14 protein-coding genes are annotated in these 16,706 nt (G+C 43.5%); 6 read left to right on the top strand and 8 right to left on the bottom strand.

Annotated elements, in window-relative coordinates:
* Nucleotides 1-113 precede the first annotated feature (113 nt).
* Together FC26_RS08435 and FC26_RS08430 are read right to left on the bottom strand one after the other, a co-directional pair.
* Entirely contained in the window at nt 114-1,973 is a 1,860-nt protein-coding gene (locus FC26_RS08435; RefSeq protein WP_057779601.1) for a diguanylate cyclase, read from the bottom strand.
* Between the two features lie 153 nt (nt 1,974-2,126).
* Nucleotides 2,127-3,122: a DNA/RNA non-specific endonuclease gene (locus tag FC26_RS08430; RefSeq protein WP_057779599.1), complete on the bottom strand. Its 996-nt coding sequence runs from the start codon at nt 3,120-3,122 to the stop codon at nt 2,127-2,129.
* 226 nt (nt 3,123-3,348) lie between these two features.
* Here FC26_RS08430 and FC26_RS08425 point away from each other — a divergent pair, with 226 nt between their 5' ends.
* Nucleotides 3,349-5,229, top strand: a complete 1,881-nt coding sequence (locus tag FC26_RS08425; RefSeq protein ID WP_057779597.1) for a sensor domain-containing diguanylate cyclase — start codon at nt 3,349-3,351, stop codon at nt 5,227-5,229.
* 85 nt (nt 5,230-5,314) lie between these two features.
* Here the strand turns inward: FC26_RS08425 and FC26_RS08420 are convergent, their stop codons facing one another.
* A complete protein-coding gene (locus tag FC26_RS08420) occupies nt 5,315-5,548 on the bottom strand; it encodes a cytochrome b5 domain-containing protein (RefSeq protein ID WP_057779595.1) in 234 nt (77 codons plus the stop codon).
* A gap of 90 nt (nt 5,549-5,638) precedes the next feature.
* Nucleotides 5,639-6,238: an NADPH-dependent FMN reductase gene (locus FC26_RS08415; RefSeq protein WP_057779593.1), complete on the bottom strand. Its 600-nt coding sequence runs from the start codon at nt 6,236-6,238 to the stop codon at nt 5,639-5,641.
* A gap of 184 nt (nt 6,239-6,422) precedes the next feature.
* Here FC26_RS08415 and FC26_RS08410 point away from each other — a divergent pair, with 184 nt between their 5' ends.
* From FC26_RS08410 to FC26_RS08400, 3 genes are all read left to right on the top strand, one after another.
* The gene (locus tag FC26_RS08410; RefSeq protein ID WP_057779591.1) at nt 6,423-7,088 is read left to right on the top strand and encodes a M15 family metallopeptidase; all 666 of its coding nucleotides are present in this window, start codon (nt 6,423-6,425) and stop codon (nt 7,086-7,088) included.
* A 190-nt stretch (nt 7,089-7,278) separates the two neighbouring features.
* A complete protein-coding gene (locus tag FC26_RS08405) occupies nt 7,279-8,202 on the top strand; it encodes a hypothetical protein (protein ID WP_057779588.1) in 924 nt (307 codons plus the stop codon).
* 156 nt (nt 8,203-8,358) lie between these two features.
* Nucleotides 8,359-10,362, top strand: a complete 2,004-nt coding sequence (locus FC26_RS08400) for a cation:proton antiporter (protein ID WP_057779585.1) — start codon at nt 8,359-8,361, stop codon at nt 10,360-10,362.
* A 49-nt stretch (nt 10,363-10,411) separates the two neighbouring features.
* On the opposite strand, the gene FC26_RS12540 is transcribed toward FC26_RS08400, so the two are convergent.
* Both FC26_RS12540 and FC26_RS08395 read right to left on the bottom strand, forming a co-directional pair.
* The gene (locus FC26_RS12540) at nt 10,412-10,633 is read right to left on the bottom strand and encodes a DUF454 family protein (protein WP_268872661.1); all 222 of its coding nucleotides are present in this window, start codon (nt 10,631-10,633) and stop codon (nt 10,412-10,414) included.
* 135 nt (nt 10,634-10,768) lie between these two features.
* Nucleotides 10,769-12,262 (bottom strand): FAD-dependent oxidoreductase, encoded by a 1,494-nt coding sequence (locus FC26_RS08395; protein ID WP_057779583.1) that lies wholly within the window; start codon nt 12,260-12,262, stop codon nt 10,769-10,771.
* A 388-nt stretch (nt 12,263-12,650) separates the two neighbouring features.
* Between FC26_RS08395 and FC26_RS08390 the strand changes: the two genes are divergently transcribed.
* Nucleotides 12,651-14,021 carry an Nramp family divalent metal transporter gene (locus tag FC26_RS08390; protein ID WP_057779581.1) on the top strand — a complete coding sequence of 457 codons (1,371 nt, stop codon included), beginning with the start codon at nt 12,651-12,653 and terminating at the stop codon, nt 14,019-14,021.
* Nucleotides 14,022-14,068: 47 nt separating this feature from the next.
* Complete coding sequence (locus FC26_RS08385) at nt 14,069-14,686, top strand: TetR/AcrR family transcriptional regulator (RefSeq protein WP_057779579.1); 618 nt, start codon at nt 14,069-14,071, stop codon at nt 14,684-14,686.
* A 60-nt stretch (nt 14,687-14,746) separates the two neighbouring features.
* Here FC26_RS08385 and nrdF read toward each other — a convergent pair whose 3' ends face one another.
* Nucleotides 14,747-15,697 (bottom strand): class 1b ribonucleoside-diphosphate reductase subunit beta, encoded by a 951-nt coding sequence (gene nrdF, locus FC26_RS08380; protein ID WP_057779577.1) that lies wholly within the window; start codon nt 15,695-15,697, stop codon nt 14,747-14,749.
* 14 nt (nt 15,698-15,711) lie between these two features.
* Nucleotides 15,712-16,638, bottom strand: coding sequence for a ribonucleotide-diphosphate reductase subunit beta (locus FC26_RS08375; RefSeq protein ID WP_057779576.1), 927 nt, complete (start codon nt 16,636-16,638; stop codon nt 15,712-15,714).
* Nucleotides 16,639-16,706: the final 68 nt, after the last annotated feature.

Genomic DNA, 16,706 nt, shown 5'->3' with positions numbered 1-16,706 from the left:
CTCCCATCTAGTTTTTGAATTCCAAAATTAAGGACTATGTATCAACAGTAAGTAGCATTACTGTACTGTTGGCGATATCAAAATATGACAGGGATGATTGTGATCTGTTCGCTTTATTGCGAGAGTCCCTCGGCAGCTGATGGTTTATCAAAGTAGTAGCCTTGAACGTATGGCGTTGAAAGAGCCTGCGCCATCTTTAAATCTTCGGCGGTTTCAACGCCTTCTAAAATGAATGAAAGTTGATTTTCTTTTGCGATCTGGCGCCAAAATTGAACACGTTCACGCAGTGCAGAATCGCTAGTTGTTTTGCGCAAATTTTGCATCGCAAATTTAAATCCATTAATGTAAGCCATTGATGGTCGAACCATTTCGAAACTATTATCTGAACCAACATCGTCGATCAAAATTTTGATTCCGGCGGCCCGATAGCGGGCACTAATTCGACGAGTCGTTTGGGAGTCGGTCAATGCGGTAATTTCAACCGTCAAATTGGTGGGTCCTTCTGGACTTTCCGAAAATTGGGCCAGTGCTTCGGCGATATCAATATCTTGGAATTGATCAGCAGTAAGGTTGATGTTGAAGTTGTGTAGCTGAGTATGCCGCATAAACTCTTGTAGCAATGCGATTTGCATCCAAGCGGGAATTTCAAATGTGTCGGGGAGTACCCAGCGCTTTTGAAGGCTATCATAGGTTCGGAGCAGCAGCTCATGGTAGTACTTGGGATGACCATCTTGTGTTATATCGTAGATGCCCTGTGAGAAGTAGCAATAATCGGCGAGACTTTTTTCAGATTTGTCGGCACCTGAAATGATTTGAGTATCAAACGTAACGGTATCTCGACCGCTTCGTTTACTTTTAGAAAGCGCATCATCGGCACGTTTATAAATGTCATTAATACTCGTGTCATCACTTTGGAGCGCTGTGCACCCGATTGAAACGGTGACGGCAATATTTCGTTGCTTGTAGGGAAATTCCTGTTTGCGAATTGCTTGCCAACATCCTTTTATAATTGGTAAAACTGATTCAGCGGATTGATTGGGAAAGACAATATTATATTCTTCCCCAGTGGTTAAATAAAGTTGATGTTCAACGTTAGCATTTGTGAGTAATTGTTTCAGTGTTTCACCAACAGCAATCAAAACAGCATTTCCAGCTAAACGACCAAAGCGATCATTAATTTGTTTAAAGTGGTCAAGATCAAGTGTTGCAAAGGTAAGCGTGTCGTTTTGCGCTTGGGTTTTAGTGAAAAGCTGCTGCAGTTCAGCTTGATGATTGGCATAGCCAGTATCATAAGTGCCTTTTTCGTACTCAGCTAATCGCTCTAATTCATGTGTTCGTTTGTCATCACGATACTGACGTAACCAATATCCAAGAACGAAGGCGATCATTAGTGTGTACATTAACACAGCTTCCCATTTAAGCTCGGTCGTCATGACTAGGTGCATTGAGACATGAGGAACCGTAAACCAAAACAAGCTAGCCAGTATTCCAGCAAGTAAAACGCCAACCCACCAGTGCTGCATAATGTACTGATGGTAACGTTTGAGTAGAACTGCCAGTGCAATAAAACCAGCGAGCGCTAGCAATGTTGTGGGGTGCCAAAAATTTGGAGCATGGTGCATGTACCAAATCATTAAGAGGGTTAGTGATTGGAGTGAGACCTCCAACCCATTAAAGCCACCGTAAAGAAGTGGCAAAACTAAAACAAAAAGGGCCCAATTATGGTATAAAAGAGCCGAATCATTTGTGATATAGGCCATGGCGCCAAAATGGATGAAGCACCCTAGACCAACGGATAAGAAGAGCAAAATTAGGCGTCGACCAAATCGGTAGCGGGTACTTGGCCCTTCACGCTCAAATGCGTCTGACCAGATTCGCTGAAAATACTGAATAAAACCGATACTAAAAAAGCTGATAACAGCAATCGGCATCGCGAATAACGGTAAATCTTGCAAAAGTTGATTAGTTGACATAATACTTCCTCGTAAGATAAGTTATGGTGATTTAAATAAACATTATTGAAATACATTGTACCACAAGAAATCTTTGCGTGGCGCGGTTGCCAAAAGATAATCTCCGGATAACGGCGACGTGTGGCAAAAAATACAGACCGCCAAAAAGATGGGCTACTTGGAAGCAGTTCCGGTTTGATAGTTAATGGTCAATCCTGACTGGACATTGGGGACAAACACGTTAAATTCCAATGTGCCATCGGTGGACTTGGCCTCAATGTGGGCACCGCTAGGAATTAAATTATTTCCGTCGTAGAGATCGCTAACTCGGTACCGAACGGTTTTATTTTGATCGAGCGCTTTTCGAACGAGGCTTTCATAATAGTTTTGGCCGGTAGACTGGGTGTTCATTGCTTCATTGGCCCAGGCTGTTTGAGTAGCAATATTTTTCGGATTCGATTCAGAAGCGTCAAAACCATTGATGCCACCAACAAGGGCGTATCCCAAGAGGTGTCCACGATCATACGCGTGACTGTAACTACCGGACAAATTAGTGAGTTGGTGAAAGCCAGCGGGTTTCCAATCCGAAGCACCATTTCCTGTTTCAGAACGGTTTTTATACTGGCGGGTGGTTCGATTGAGGAGTGCGTTGCCGAGCGTGGGACGATTTTGGGCATCTTTTTGATTGGTTGCATAGGGGGCACTGGCAACATTGGCGTTTAAGGTGGTTTGATTATTATTAATGATAAACGCGCCAGCCTGATTAAACTGAATCTTATCACTGCCTCCGAGTTGTGTTTTGATTGAATCGGTTAGTACAGATTTAGCGAGTGCTTCACTCGGTGCTTTTGCAGCAGCACTGGTAGTGGCATGCTGACTGGCAAGATGGGAAATACCTAGAAAGATAAACAAATTACGTAGGTAGTGGCCCTGCGCGTAATATGTTTTACCGTGACTGGTTTTGTATCCGGTCGCATAGGACGCTTGAATTGAGGAAGCCTTGGGTGCATGGTACGTGCTGGTTGTTTTACGCGCAGCAGTGTGCGTGACGCGGGTGCTGTAACTTGTGTGACTCGCCTGAACTGCCGGAACTCCGGCTGGCCCAGCCATAAAAAAGAAAGTGTTAACCAAGAGTACCGCGATTAATTTTGTAAACCATTTATTAGTCATGTGACGTTAAATCCCCTATATCAGAATAATTACTTTTTTATTATACCGAAGTCTGATAATTTGGGCAACGTACGTTCGGTAAACTAAACAACTAGATTTAAATTAAAAAAAGATGAGATTACGTCAAGGTATTGAACCATACGTGTAGATGGTTCAGAATTAATACGTATGTTTCGTGATCATTAATGGAGTGATCGATAACTAAGAACGAGCAAGGAGCTAGTCAATGGGGTTTAATATTTTTGGATTACATTTCAGTATGGGCATGAATTTACATGTTCAGCCAAGCCTGGTCTGGTTCACGCAAGTTATTATTGCAGTTTTCTTTATGGCGGGTTTTTTAGGTTTTTATCAATCGTTATATCAGTATGCGTTCATGCAGAAGCATTCTTATCGCCATCAAGGGATCGCACGATTAAGCCTATTATTGATGTCAGTTGGGACAGCAACATTGCTGCATTTAATGGGCTTCTTTGCGACCAACACGGCGATCTTATTACACAATATGGCTTTGTTCCTATTTATTTTACCGTTTTTAAACGGCGCACTGCACCAGTTAGAAGATGCGGTCAGACTAATTGCGATCATTATTTTTTGGTGCGTTAGCCATTGGGGTGTGTACGGACAGCCACAGTTTTGGATATCATTAATTTTATTGGCAATCGGTATTATAGTGACGCAAAAGTATAATCATCAGATTCGTGATAGTATGTGGAAAAGCTTGACTACGTTTTCTGCCATTGCGGTGGTTTATTGGTTGAGTTTGCCACTCCGTGCAACGGGGTATGAGATGACTATTCTTTTGGTGCATGCAATCGGGATGTTTTTGGCAATGTCTACGGTGGCCTTTTGGTTCTGGCGTCATGAATCGATTGAAGCTGGTCGAAATAAAGAACTAACGCGCATGGTCAACTATGATGAACTGACTAATTCACAGCCTTACGAGGTTTACCAACGTGAAGTTACGAATATGTTTGCGCAAGCTCAAGCTCAGCATGTTGCGTTAACGTTGGTGGCATTTGATATTGATCATTTTAAACAGGTCAATGATCATTATGGTCGCTTGGCTGGTAACGCCGTGTTAAATGCGGCTGCCGATAAGTTGACTGAGATTTTAAAAATGTATGATTTGGACCATCGATTTTATCGAATTGGTGGTGAAGAGTTCAACGCGGTCTTTTTTGAGCAAACACCAAAAGAGGTGGCACCGGTTGTCACAAAATGTTGGGATATCATTCGGAAGACGCGGTTTAAAGCCCAGAAATTTGAGGTGCCAATCACAGTTTCTGTGGGAATCACCAATGTGAAAGCGTCTGATCTAACAATCGATGCAATGTACAAACGGGCAGATGATAATGTCTATCTGAGTAAACATGCTGGTGGTGATACGATTACTATTGATGGTGAAACCATGCATCATGATAATCAGGATTTGAGTTCGACATATGCCTTTTTTGCGCAAGGAATTATGCATCCAGATAGTTCTGGAACAATTCAGTCGTCTTCGCGGTGGTGTAATGAACTTCTTTTGCGCATGTATGATCACGAACATGATCGTTGGATTTTACCAGAGATGTTTGAACTGTCACCGAAAACGCAAATTGAACTGATTAAGAAGGTCCTGGCACAATCTAATACTAAACAGGTTGCGGTCAACCTTACACAAACACAATTTTGTAGTGAACTTGTCGCCAAAACCTTAACTAAATTTCGTAATAGTCCTGATGGCCCTGATGATTTAACGGTTGAAATCGTAGATGTACCGGACATGAAAATCACGCGAAACATCACCGCTATTTATCGGGCTGGCGGGGTGCATATCAACATTGACGATGTTGGTAGTGATAATAGTTATGAATTAGTTCAAAATCTATTGCCGTACGTTGACGGTGTAAAGTTTGCTTTGCAAAACTTACGTAAGAATAACACCGCCGAGGCGTTACAGGAACGGGTAAAATTCTGGGTTGATGTAGCAAAACGTAATAATTTAAATTTTATTCTTGAAGGTGTCGAGACTCTTGAAGAGGTTCAGCTTGCGTACGATCAACTCGGCATTCAGTTTTTCCAAGGGTATTATTTTAATAAACCAAGTTTACCAACCAAATAAAAACATCTTAACTAGGCGTTAGGCTTAGCTAAGATGTTTTTTTTGAACGCTTCAAAGTTATTGGTCATCAATCGAGATAGTTTATCTATGCCTTAAGGGTTCCAACGACTGGAAGTTTGGGGAGAACACTCTTTAAATGTGGTGACTTTAAAATTGCCTGTGAGAGATCTTGTCCAGCAACATTACCGTGATGGTGACCGCCTTCCCAAGGGCCGACGTTGCTCATATCATACACGGTGCCATCGATGGCCACATAGGCAGGATGTCCATTTTGCCCATCAAATTGACTCAGTTCCTCAACTGTAAATTCTTTTGCCATGATCGTTACTCCTTTCAAAGGGAATGTAACTTAACTATATCCGTTATCGATGGTTATCAGCAACGAATTAGCTCATAATAGGGTGCTAATTTAATCTAGGTGCCGCGGGTGAGCTTTCAGGAGAGCCGTGTAGAATCCGATTTCTGAAAAGGTTTCTGCCAGCCGTTGCGCAAAGTACGTGCTATTGGGGGCGTCGGCAATTAATTTTCCGGTGGCATCAAAGTTATCGTTAGCATTCCAGAGAAGGGTGGGTGTTGGTAAGACAATCATCTTGAGCATTTGCAAGACTTGAACAACCGATTGTGCTGCCAGCATCCCACCGTCACTGTACGAAGAATAGGCAATAAGTTGCACAGGTTTATGATCTACTTCGGGACCAATATAGTCGAGTGCATTTTTGAGAGCGCCAGTAATTGAATGATCGTACTCGGGTGTTAAAATAACATAGCCATCTTGGGCTTTAATTTGGGTGAGCCATGCTGATTCAACGTTTGTCAGATCAGTGATTGGTTGAGAAAGTGGCGTTTCGCTGTGTTCATAAAAATCAAGTGGATAATCTGCAAGGCGGATCCAATTGTACTCGTACTCGTCATTGTTGACGAAAGTTGTTTGCAGGTATTTAAAAATATGTTCGCCTAGTGATCCAAGCCGTGCAGATCCTAAAATAATTCCAATTTGAGCTTTTGCCATTTCAAGACTTCCTTTTTATATAAAATTATTATATGACTATTCTTAAAGTATATATTTCGGGAAATTTGAAGTCAATTTTCATGTTTGTAAAAGCATTACTGAAATTTAGTAATTTAATCACGATATTATCATCGGTCTGTGTTAAAGTAGATCACTGTATTGAATTAAGGAAAGTGGTTAATTGATGAAAAAACTATTAGTAGTAATTAGTAGCATCGTGCTTGCCATCACAGGCACTTTTTGGTTGACAGCGACTGGGACGGTTCATGCGGCCAGTAACTGGAAGTTGAAAGTCGTGAACGTGAACCACCATCTTTCGGCGACCTATGTCCCTGATCTAAAAACTGTTGATAATAACCAACAGTTGGATACACGCGTTATTAAAAGTTATGAGCAGCTAACTGCGGCAGCCCAAAAAGCTGGGGCCACGTTGGTTGCTGGCTCCGGGTATCGATCGTATGAGCATCAAAAAGAAGTATTGGCACGTAATATTCAGCAACGTGAGGCCAAGGGGATGACATATGCTCAGGCGAAAAAGGATGCACTGAAGACTGTCAACAGTCCAGGGTCAAGTGAACACCAAACGGGATTAGCGATGGACTTTTTGACGCCCAGTGAAGCTCAAGCAGGCAGTGATGTGACGCAAGCCTTTGCGAAGACGAAGCAGGGAAAGTGGCTGGCTAAAAATTCATGGAAGTACGGTTGGATTTTACGTTATCCGAAGGGGAAAAAGAGTTCCACCCATATTAGCTATGAATCGTGGCATTTCCGCTATGTTGGCAAACGCGCCGCAAGCTATATTTATCATCATCACCTAACATTGGAACAATATGTAGCGCAACAGAAGTAACTTATTGGTGGCATCACAATTGTGGTGCCTTTTTTGATGCCGGTTAAACTGGTAAAGAATAAACAATTCATGAATTATTAATAAATAATTTCTAAATAAAGGACGGTTTGCTTGATTTTAGTAGGCAAACTTCATTAAATAGAGTCGTAGCAAGGGTTAACCACTATTTAATGAAGTAAGGATTATAACAATGACAGAAAAAAAACAAACACGCGTTGCAAGAAATGAAGATAAAAATACAGATAGCCCACGAATGCTATGGCTTAAGCAACAGTTACACTTGAAGAGCGTTGAAAATACTGAGCCCGTTAAGTTTAATCAAAAGACAGTAAACCACTCACGAGTAAAGTCGGCACCAGATAGTGGCGCCAGACGGAGTAAGACAGCAGCACCTAAAAATGAAAGCCGGCGGTTGTTTCAACCATCATCGTCAGTGACACGGAATTCCATGGACCAGCCGACGGCCCCATTGACGAACAAGACTAAGAAGGGCCAGGGCGGTTACCGGCCCCATTTTAAGGCGGCAACTGGTGCAGGTAGACAACATATTAATTGGCGAACATGGTTTCAGATTCGGACCTTTAAAAAGCACCCACTGCCGTTTATTCTGGCAGGCTGTGCCGTCATTGCCGTCTTTGTGATTGGATTGGCACTTAATGCGGATACATCGGTTACTAAAACAACAAGTGCCTCAACCAGTACGGACACAAGCGTATCAAGTACATCTTCATCGAAAAAAAAGCATAAAACGACTAAAAAGAGCCAGCGTAGTTCCCAACAAGCGACGAAGACAACAGAGACAGCCACCAGTCATGCGGCACAAGCCGCTAATTCAGCCACTTCTGGTGTAAGCCACACAACCGCACAGTCATCAAGTACGACTAAAACGGCCGGGACACAGTCAAGTACCACCCAAAATCGGGCAAGTACTGCCTCAAGTAGTCATGCGACATCAACGGCTAGTCATAGTGCGAGTGCCAAAACAGCAAGTAGCACCACCGCTAGCAAGGCTAGTTCATCTTCAACCGCTGATAGCAGTAGTGCGGCCGACCAAGCCAATACTACTTCATCATCGGCTGCAACGAGCGGCAGTGCTAGTTCGTTATCAAATTAGATCGATCAAAACCAATTGTAAAAACTTATTTCGCTAAAAATGAAGAGTAGAGGTGCCCAAATCGAGCTAAATCCCATATAATGGGTTAGCATAGTAGCAGATGACGGAGATAATTTGGGTGCCGCCACACGGTGACGGTGAAGTGAGGTTAGAATTGTGGAAAGTACGTTTTTTATTTTAATTATTTTGATTGCATTAGTCGCGGATGTTATTTTACATCGGCATTTAAAATGGCTCCCATTGCCGTTTTGCTTTATTGTGACTGGAATCTTGCTCTCCTTTTTACCGCAATATCACCACTATATTTTTGATTCTGATTTCTTTTTATTTTTTGTAGTGACACCGCTGCTCTATATCGAATCACAGAGTGCGTCACGTTACTGGATCGGGCGGGGCGCCATTAATATTTTTTCATTGGCAATTGCCCTTGTAGTGGTCACAGTGGTTGCGGTTGGCTTTTCATTGCACGTGTTGTTTCCGATATTACCGTTGTCACTCGCCATTGCGCTGTGCGCAATTGTGACACCGACTGATGCCTCAGCCGTGAGTGCCTTCATGCAGCCAAATCAGAAATTCAAGATTCCCACGATTATTTTACAAAATGAATCGCTGTTTAATGATGCGTCTGGGTTTGTGGCCTTTGATATTGCATTAGCAGCGTTTGCAACGGGAACAATTTCACTATCTCATGCAACTGGAACTTTCTTCGTTGAATTTGTGGGTGGATTAGTTTTGGGGACAGTTATTGGCATGGGATTCCACTGGCTACGCAGTAAAATGATTCGGTGGAACGATGATATTCCATTTATCATGATTTCGTTGGAGCTAATTGTGCCATTTGTCGTATATGTTTGCGCCGAAAAGATCCATGTTTCGGGGATTTTGGCAGTGGTTGCGGCTGGACTAGTACAGGGAATGGAGACCGATAAGTTGCGTCTTGTTTCGAGTCAGGTGCAGTTGGTCCGTAATCATATCTGGGAACTGGTTTCGCAAGTTTTAAACGGCTTTATTTTCATGTTACTGGGAATTTCATTACCAGCAATTATGGCGCGAATTGTGTCTTTGCGGCCGGGATTATTGGTGTTTTTCACATTAATTGGGGTAACTTTGTATGGCTTAAAGTTTTTATTGCGCCTAGTGTGGACCCGCTATTTTGTTTGGATGCATCTTTCCAGTAATCATCGCTGGTTAGATAGTTGTTTGATGGCGGTAAGCGGGGCCAGCGGGACAATTTCGCTTTCCTTAGCATTTTTGTTACCACAGTTTAAACGGTTACCGGGTGGGATTGATCGAAACGCATTGCTCTATATTGCGACGGTGGTCATTTTAATCAGTTTGGCAGTCGCTGCAATTATCGTCCCGAAGATGACGAAGGAAACGGCCGCTGGCAGCGGAAAAGCAGAAATCGATTGGAATGCTAAAATGATTCATCGGGCATTAAAAACGGTGCGAGCTAACCGCCAACATCCGGCGGAAGTTGATATTGTGATTAGTGCGCTAACGCAACAACTGCATCACCACGATGCTAAAAATCAACGACTAGCTAAGAAAACTTTTGATGTGGCCCATGGGGTAGAACGAACGGCTGTAAAAAACTTATTGGATACCGGTGAGATTACGACTGATCAGTATCATATGTATCTTGAATTTATTGAACTGGCTTATAATACGGTGCACAGTAATTTTCTTCAGCGATTATGGTTGCGCCTACGCTTTGGGTCACACACGTTGAAAGTCTATCGTGATTTTCAAACGTGGCAAGATGCACTTTTGACGAGTCCGGTAGTGACTGAGCAATTATATTGGAAAAACCAGTTCGAGGAACATGGCTGGGAAATTAAACAAATCGAATCGGTTGGATTTAAAGCGGCCATCAAGGCGTTGGAAGATTACCAACGAACAACGGGACGCCATCTTAACGGCTTACATCCGGTGATTCGTTTTTATCAAGAACGGCACCGGCGGATGAGTTTGCCAACACCAGATTCGAAGCTGGTTTATCAGCTCTTTTTGCAGGCGTTTCATGCCGAGTATGAATTTGTTCAGCAATTGGTGGCAGATGAAACGGTCAGTGTTAGCAAAGCCAAGACGTTACAACAACAAATTATTTATGATGAAATGGCCTACTTGAATGGTGGGGAAGGGTTCATTAAACGGTAGCTAAAAAGGCGTTGTCAGAGGGTGAAGTTGTCTCTCTGGCGGCGCCTTTTTAGTTACGGAATATCCAACGAGCAATTTGGGGCTCGTGATGGTTAAGCCACTGAAATGCGCGTGTGTGGAGCAGCCAGTGGCGAAAATGTTGAGAAATTTTACCGACACAAATGAGGGCCAAGATCAAGAAGGGAATACCGGGGAGAATTGGCAAAATAATTCCCGCAATACCGCCCGCTAAACTCGTGATGGCTAACAGTCCCCAACAGACTTTAACGATGATGTGAATGTGATCACCCCACTTCTAGCTTTATTGTAAGGGGGTGTCACCAAGATATAAAGTAAAACGCTTTCATATAAACAAAAAGACCCACGCAATGGACCGTTGATCGGTTAATTGCGTAGATCTTTAAAATTACGCTTCGTAGTAGTTTTGTGTGCCAGTTTCAATTAGGTGGCTCGCTGATTCACCAGCGATTCGACCGGAGTTCCAAGCAAAGGCACAACTAATTCCTTCAATTGTTGGGTAAGAGGTGTCGTACATCCCACTAGCATTATTACCAGCGACGAATGCCCCCTTAATCGGGTGTGCATTCGGTTTGAGTGCTTCAAGCTTTTCGTTAGTTTCAATGCCGCCAATGGTCCCAAGGGAGGTGGAGCGTGCTTTGATTGCATAGAATGGTCCCTGTTGAACCGGATAGTTCATGAAAGCACCGGCTTTGTAGAAGTCCTCGTCATGACCACGTTGAACCAAATCATTGTACCGTGCAACGGTCGCGGTGAGCTGCCCGGCGGAAACGTGTAGTTGAGCGCTGAGTTCAGCTAACGTGTTGCCTTTAAAAGCCGCGCCTTTTTCCACGGCCTGTGCCAGATCGGCATCAATTTCTGTAAACGGCCCGACGTGATGAGTAACCTCTTGATGGGCAAGGGTGGTAAATGTGCGCTCAAACGAATGTGTCAGCGGAAGGGCACTGGTTTTAAGCTGATCAATTAAGTGCTGGTCGATCACAAAGTAGTAGTACCCGCCTGCCTGATATGTGGCATTTCCCCAGAGTGCGAAATCGTAAACGATGCCCTCATCAACAAAGCGTTTCCCTGCGGCATTAACCCAAAGTAGCGGTAAATTCGTGAGGGTGAAGATGGTATCGTTATGCCATTTGGGATCGGAATCTGACACAACGGATGCTGCGTGATTTTCGAAGGTCCCGAGTGATTTCGTATCGGCGCCTAAGTCGGCAAGCATCGAAATGCCATCCCCAGTGGCCTTCCGTTCACCCATGCTAAATAAGTTCTTAGCGTCAATGTCTAAGTACTGTTTGACCATCTCGGGATTGCCGATATAGCCACCATCAGCCACAATGACAGCTTGACAGTTGATCAGAGTCTCATGCCCATCGTGTTCAACAACGACGCCGGTAACTTGTTGGCCGTCATATTTTAAGGATTTAGCGGCGGTTTCAGTTTTCAAAATGCCACCGTGATCTAAAAAGTGCTGCATAAGACGTTCGAATCCCGCAAATTTATCGATATACTGGTGGTAAACTCGTGGGCGATCCTGGTGAACTTCTTGCGTATTGTTCACAAGTTCGGTAGCGAGACCATGATCTGCCAGCCAGTCAATTGTATTGGCTGACTTACTTAGGATGGCCTTAGTGAGGGGGGCGTTTGAACGATAATGCGTGTAAGTCATCATTTCCTGATAGGCCTGTGCTAGGGTTAGGGAACTGTTGGAAGCCTGTTGTTGCTGACTATTAACGGCAAAAAGGCCTTGTGCGCCGAACATGCCAGCACCCCCGTAGCGGTTTCCTTTCTCAAGTAAAATGACATTTTTTGAAGCTTCGGCAAGCGTGATGGCGGCCCCAATGCCAGCCGCGCCTGCGCCAATTACAACAACGTCGGTTTTTGTCATGATTTATCCTCCAATATGCAAACTATGATTAGTTTACAGCAAATTTATGAAGATCCTACTTTTTAATTAAAAAAAGCGTAAATTAGTGGTACCGATTACAACGTGACGGTTATCATGATTATCCGGTTAGATGCCGTTACTAAGGCATTTGTTGGTTCTTTTTTTGAAGCAAAATGCTTGATAAAAACTCAATTCGTGTTATATTACTCTATGGAACTGAGCGGGCGCTCAGTTAGATAATTGTTAACTTAGATGGCTAATCAAAAGACTGCGTTAATATGGTGTTAATCGGGTGTATCAGCTGATTAAATTTATATTAATCCAAATGCTTTGAATTAGTTCTGATAGGTTGCCGAATTTCTAAGCCAATAGAAAAGAGGAACTTAAAATGGAAGATAAGGTGTTTGCACAAGGAAAAGGAATCGTTTCAAATGGAACGGCTGCTGACAAAAGTTTAGATGAAATTAATGGTAGTATCGAGGTCCCTAAGAACGCAGGCTTTTGGAAAACGTTGGCGGCCTACAGTGGCCCTGGGATTTTAATTGCTGTTGGTTATATGGATCCGGGTAACTGGATCACGTCGATTGCTGGTGGGGCTCAGTATAAGTATCGCTTGCTGGCAGTTGTTTTAATTTCTAGCCTGATTGCGATGATGCTTCAGTCTATGTCGGCGAAGTTAGGTATCGTGACGGGAAAAGATTTAGCCCAATTGACAAGGGAGCGAACATCTAAGGGTGTCGGTCTAATGCTCTGGGTGGTTACGGAACTTGCTATTATGGCAACCGACATTGCGGAAATCATCGGTTCTGGGATTGCGTTAAAGCTATTATTTAATATTCCACTGATCGTCGGGATTATGATTACTGCGGCTGATGTTTTAATTTTATTGTTACTGATGAAGCTCGGGTTCCGTAAGATTGAAGCCATCGTAGCAACCCTGGTGGCGGTTATTTTACTGGTCTTCGTGTATGAGGTCTTACTTGCACAGCCCAGTATCGGTGGGATTATGCGTGGCTACGTTCCAAGCAGTGATATTTTTACCAACCACTCGATGCTCTATCTTTCTTTGGGAATTATTGGGGCAACTGTGATGCCGCATGATTTGTACCTTGGATCGTCGATTTCACAAACGCGGAAGGTTGATCGAACTGATCGTAAGCAATTAGCACAGGCGGTTCGGTTTTCAACGATTGATTCTAACATGCAGCTATTTATCGCCTTCATCGTAAATAGTTTGCTACTGATCTTAGGTGCAGCACTCTTTTATGGCACTGATAGTTCACTGGGGCGGTTCGTTGATTTGTTTAACGCACTTAGTAACAGTCAGGTTGTTGGGGCAATTGCCAGTCCGATGCTGAGTATGCTCTTTGCCGTCGCCTTACTTTCTTCCGGCCAAAGCTCAACGATTACTGGAACGTTAGCGGGGCAGATCATCATGGAAGGGTTTATCCGCCTGCGAATTCCACTATGGGTTCAACGGCTGGTTACACGGTTGTTCTCAGTTACGCCAGTTTTGGCATTTGCAATTTACTATCACGGAAACGAAGCTAAGATTGAAAACCTACTGACATTTTCTCAAGTTTTTCTCAGTATTGCGTTACCGTTTGCGGTTATTCCGCTGGTAATGTTCACCAGTAATCGTAAGCTGATGGGTGAGTTTGCTAACCGGGCTTGGATTAAGTACTGTGCTTGGGGTTCAGCAATTGTTTTGGTAATCTTAAACGGGTATCTTATTTTACAAACTGTCGGTATTATGTAGTTTAAGTTGGGCCTGAGTGCCCGACTTTTTACGAAGATGGAGATTAAATGATTAAAAACGACCAGCCAAAGGACAAAATTATTGATGTGGCTCGCAAACTATTTGCTAGTCGCGGTTTTGAGGCAACGACGACACGAATGATTAATAAAGCGGCAGGAATTTCGGAAGGCGCACTTTACTACCACTTTCCGCATGGTAAACAGGAAATTTTGGATACAATTGTTCAGCAGGGAATTGAAAGTCGGGTTAGTTTACTAGCGGTATCACTAACAAATTCGACAACTGTCACTGATATCGAAACTCAAATGATGACATTATTTGATCAGCTATGGCAAGCATTCCAAAGTGAAACCAGCTATCAATCGTTCATTATTACAATTCGTGAACGAATGTTGTTGTCTGATGAGCAGTCTCACTGGTTGATTGACGCGATTCAACAAATTCAGGCGCGATTATCTCAAGCCTTTCAAAATGTCGAGAAACTGGCGCTTAATGACAGCCAAGCTGCCGATAACCTTGCGATGATTGTGATGTCGATTTTTCAGAAGGTACTGTATGATGAATTGTTGATCAAAAATCAGCGACGATTGAGTGCCGATGTGCGGGAGCGGGTTCGCCAACAGATTCACTTTTTGCTAGCACCGATTCAAACAACTACAAATTAAAAAACATCCTTCCTCGATTTGATTCGGGGAGGGATGTTTTGATTAGAAAGCGGATAAGAATTAGAAATCGTAGTCGCTGTTATCCATGGCTTCGGCATTACCCATCAGATAGCCAGCACCAACTTGGGAGAAGAAATCGTGGTTCGCCGTTTCGGTTGAAATGCCGTTCATCACGATCGGGTTGATATCTTCAATTTCGGCATGGGGGAAGCGGGATTCAAAGCCCATGTTTTGAAGGGCCTTGTTGGCGTTGTAGTGGACAAATTGTTTCACGTCTTCGGCTAAACCAATTGGCGCGTAAACTTCTTCGGTGAATGCAAATTCGTTTTCAAGGAGATCATCGAGTAAATCATCCATCCATTTTTTGAATGTTTTTTGTTCAGCTTCTGGCAGTTCGTTATAGCCTAGTTGGAACTTGTAGCCGAGGTAGGTGCCATGGACGGATTCGTCACGGATCACCAGCTTGATGACCTCGGAAAGGTTGGCGAGTTTGTTGTTACCGCGGTACCAAAGTGGGGTAAAGAAGTTGGTGTAGTACAAAATTCCTTCGAGAAAGACACTTGCGACCTTCTTTTCAAGGTTGTTTCCTGTTTGGTAAATGTCATTAATCCGTTTGGCTTTGTACTGCATTCGGGGATTATTGTTCATCCAATTGAAGACTTCGTCAACAGTGGCTTGATCGTTCAAAGAGGTCAAAATAGTGCCGTAACTCTTGGCATGAATTGACTCCATCATCAAAAAGTCATTGATGACTGCCGCTTCCTTCCGTGTCCGAACGTCGGGCCGCATGACGTCGACGCCTTCTTCGGATTGGAGTGTGTCCAGCAAGGCTAATCCCCCGACAACTCGGTTGATGACTGACTTTTCGGTGTCAGAAAGTGTCCGCCAGTCGCGTAAATCATTAGAAACCGGCACCCGTGTATCTAACCAGTATTGTGCCGTTGCTTTATCCCATACATATTCGTCAAATTCGTCTTCGATGATGTCCCAGTTAATTGTTTTATAGCTCATTAGTTGAATGCTCCTTAGAAATCGTAGTCGTCATCGGTCATTTCTTCAGTGTCCGATTCGTTGTTTGCTGCCGTCACCTGTTGCAAGAATTGATCTTGATCGATCATCAATTTCTTGAGCTGCGCGACTAGTGGAGATGGCTGAACCTCGTAGCTAGCATCGAAACCAAGTGATGTTAGTGCATGATTGGCACCATAGTAGGCCAAATTGATGGCTTCGGTGGCATCTTCAAGGTTAGCTTCTAGGAAATCTTTTTCGGTTTGCATGAGTTGATCAAACTGGGTGTTAATCCAATGCTGCAGTTCGGCTTGGTCACTTGCCGCGAGGTCTTCAAACCCAAGGTGAAATTTGTAACCGACATAGGCACTAAAGATGGCACTTCCACGAAGAATATTGGCCAACATTTGGTAGGTATTGACGAGAGAATGGGTTTGAAGGGTTGTCCAATATTTACCAAATGAAAGGCCAGTTTCAGTCAAAATAAAAAGGGCTTTTTTTTGTAAAGCTGTGCCATTGGTGCTCGTTTGAGCGAGTTGGTCGATTTCAGCTTGCAGATCAGTATTATTGTCTGCCCAAGTGAAATTTGCGCCACCATTGCCCGGAATCAGGGCCCGGAAAATGGTCGTGTAACTCTTAGCATGGACTGATTTCATGAAGGTAATGGTATTTAATACGGATTCTTCTTGTTGGGTTCGCCGATCATGGCGAATGGCAGGAGTGCCGACCTCTGATTGGTAGACGGCTAACATCGATGCACCTGCCAACATGCGGGTAATGGCCTGTTGTTGAGTGGCTGATAGCTGTTGCCAAGCTGGTTGATCATTCGTGACGGGAATCCGAATGTCCAACCAAAAGTTAGTGGTGAGTTGTTCCCACGTGTATTTATCGAAATTATCTTTAATGTCATCCCAGTTAATTGCTTTGTAGTATAAATAGTCCATCGTTATTTGTTCGTCTCCTTAGTTAGGATTCACAGGTGTACGGGCACCGTGATCCAATAACGTGTTGT

The organism is Paucilactobacillus vaccinostercus DSM 20634 (genome assembly GCF_001436295.1).
Taxonomy (GTDB): Bacteria; Bacillota; Bacilli; order Lactobacillales; family Lactobacillaceae; genus Paucilactobacillus; species Paucilactobacillus vaccinostercus.
This window is presented reverse-complemented; position numbering and strand designations above follow the sequence as displayed.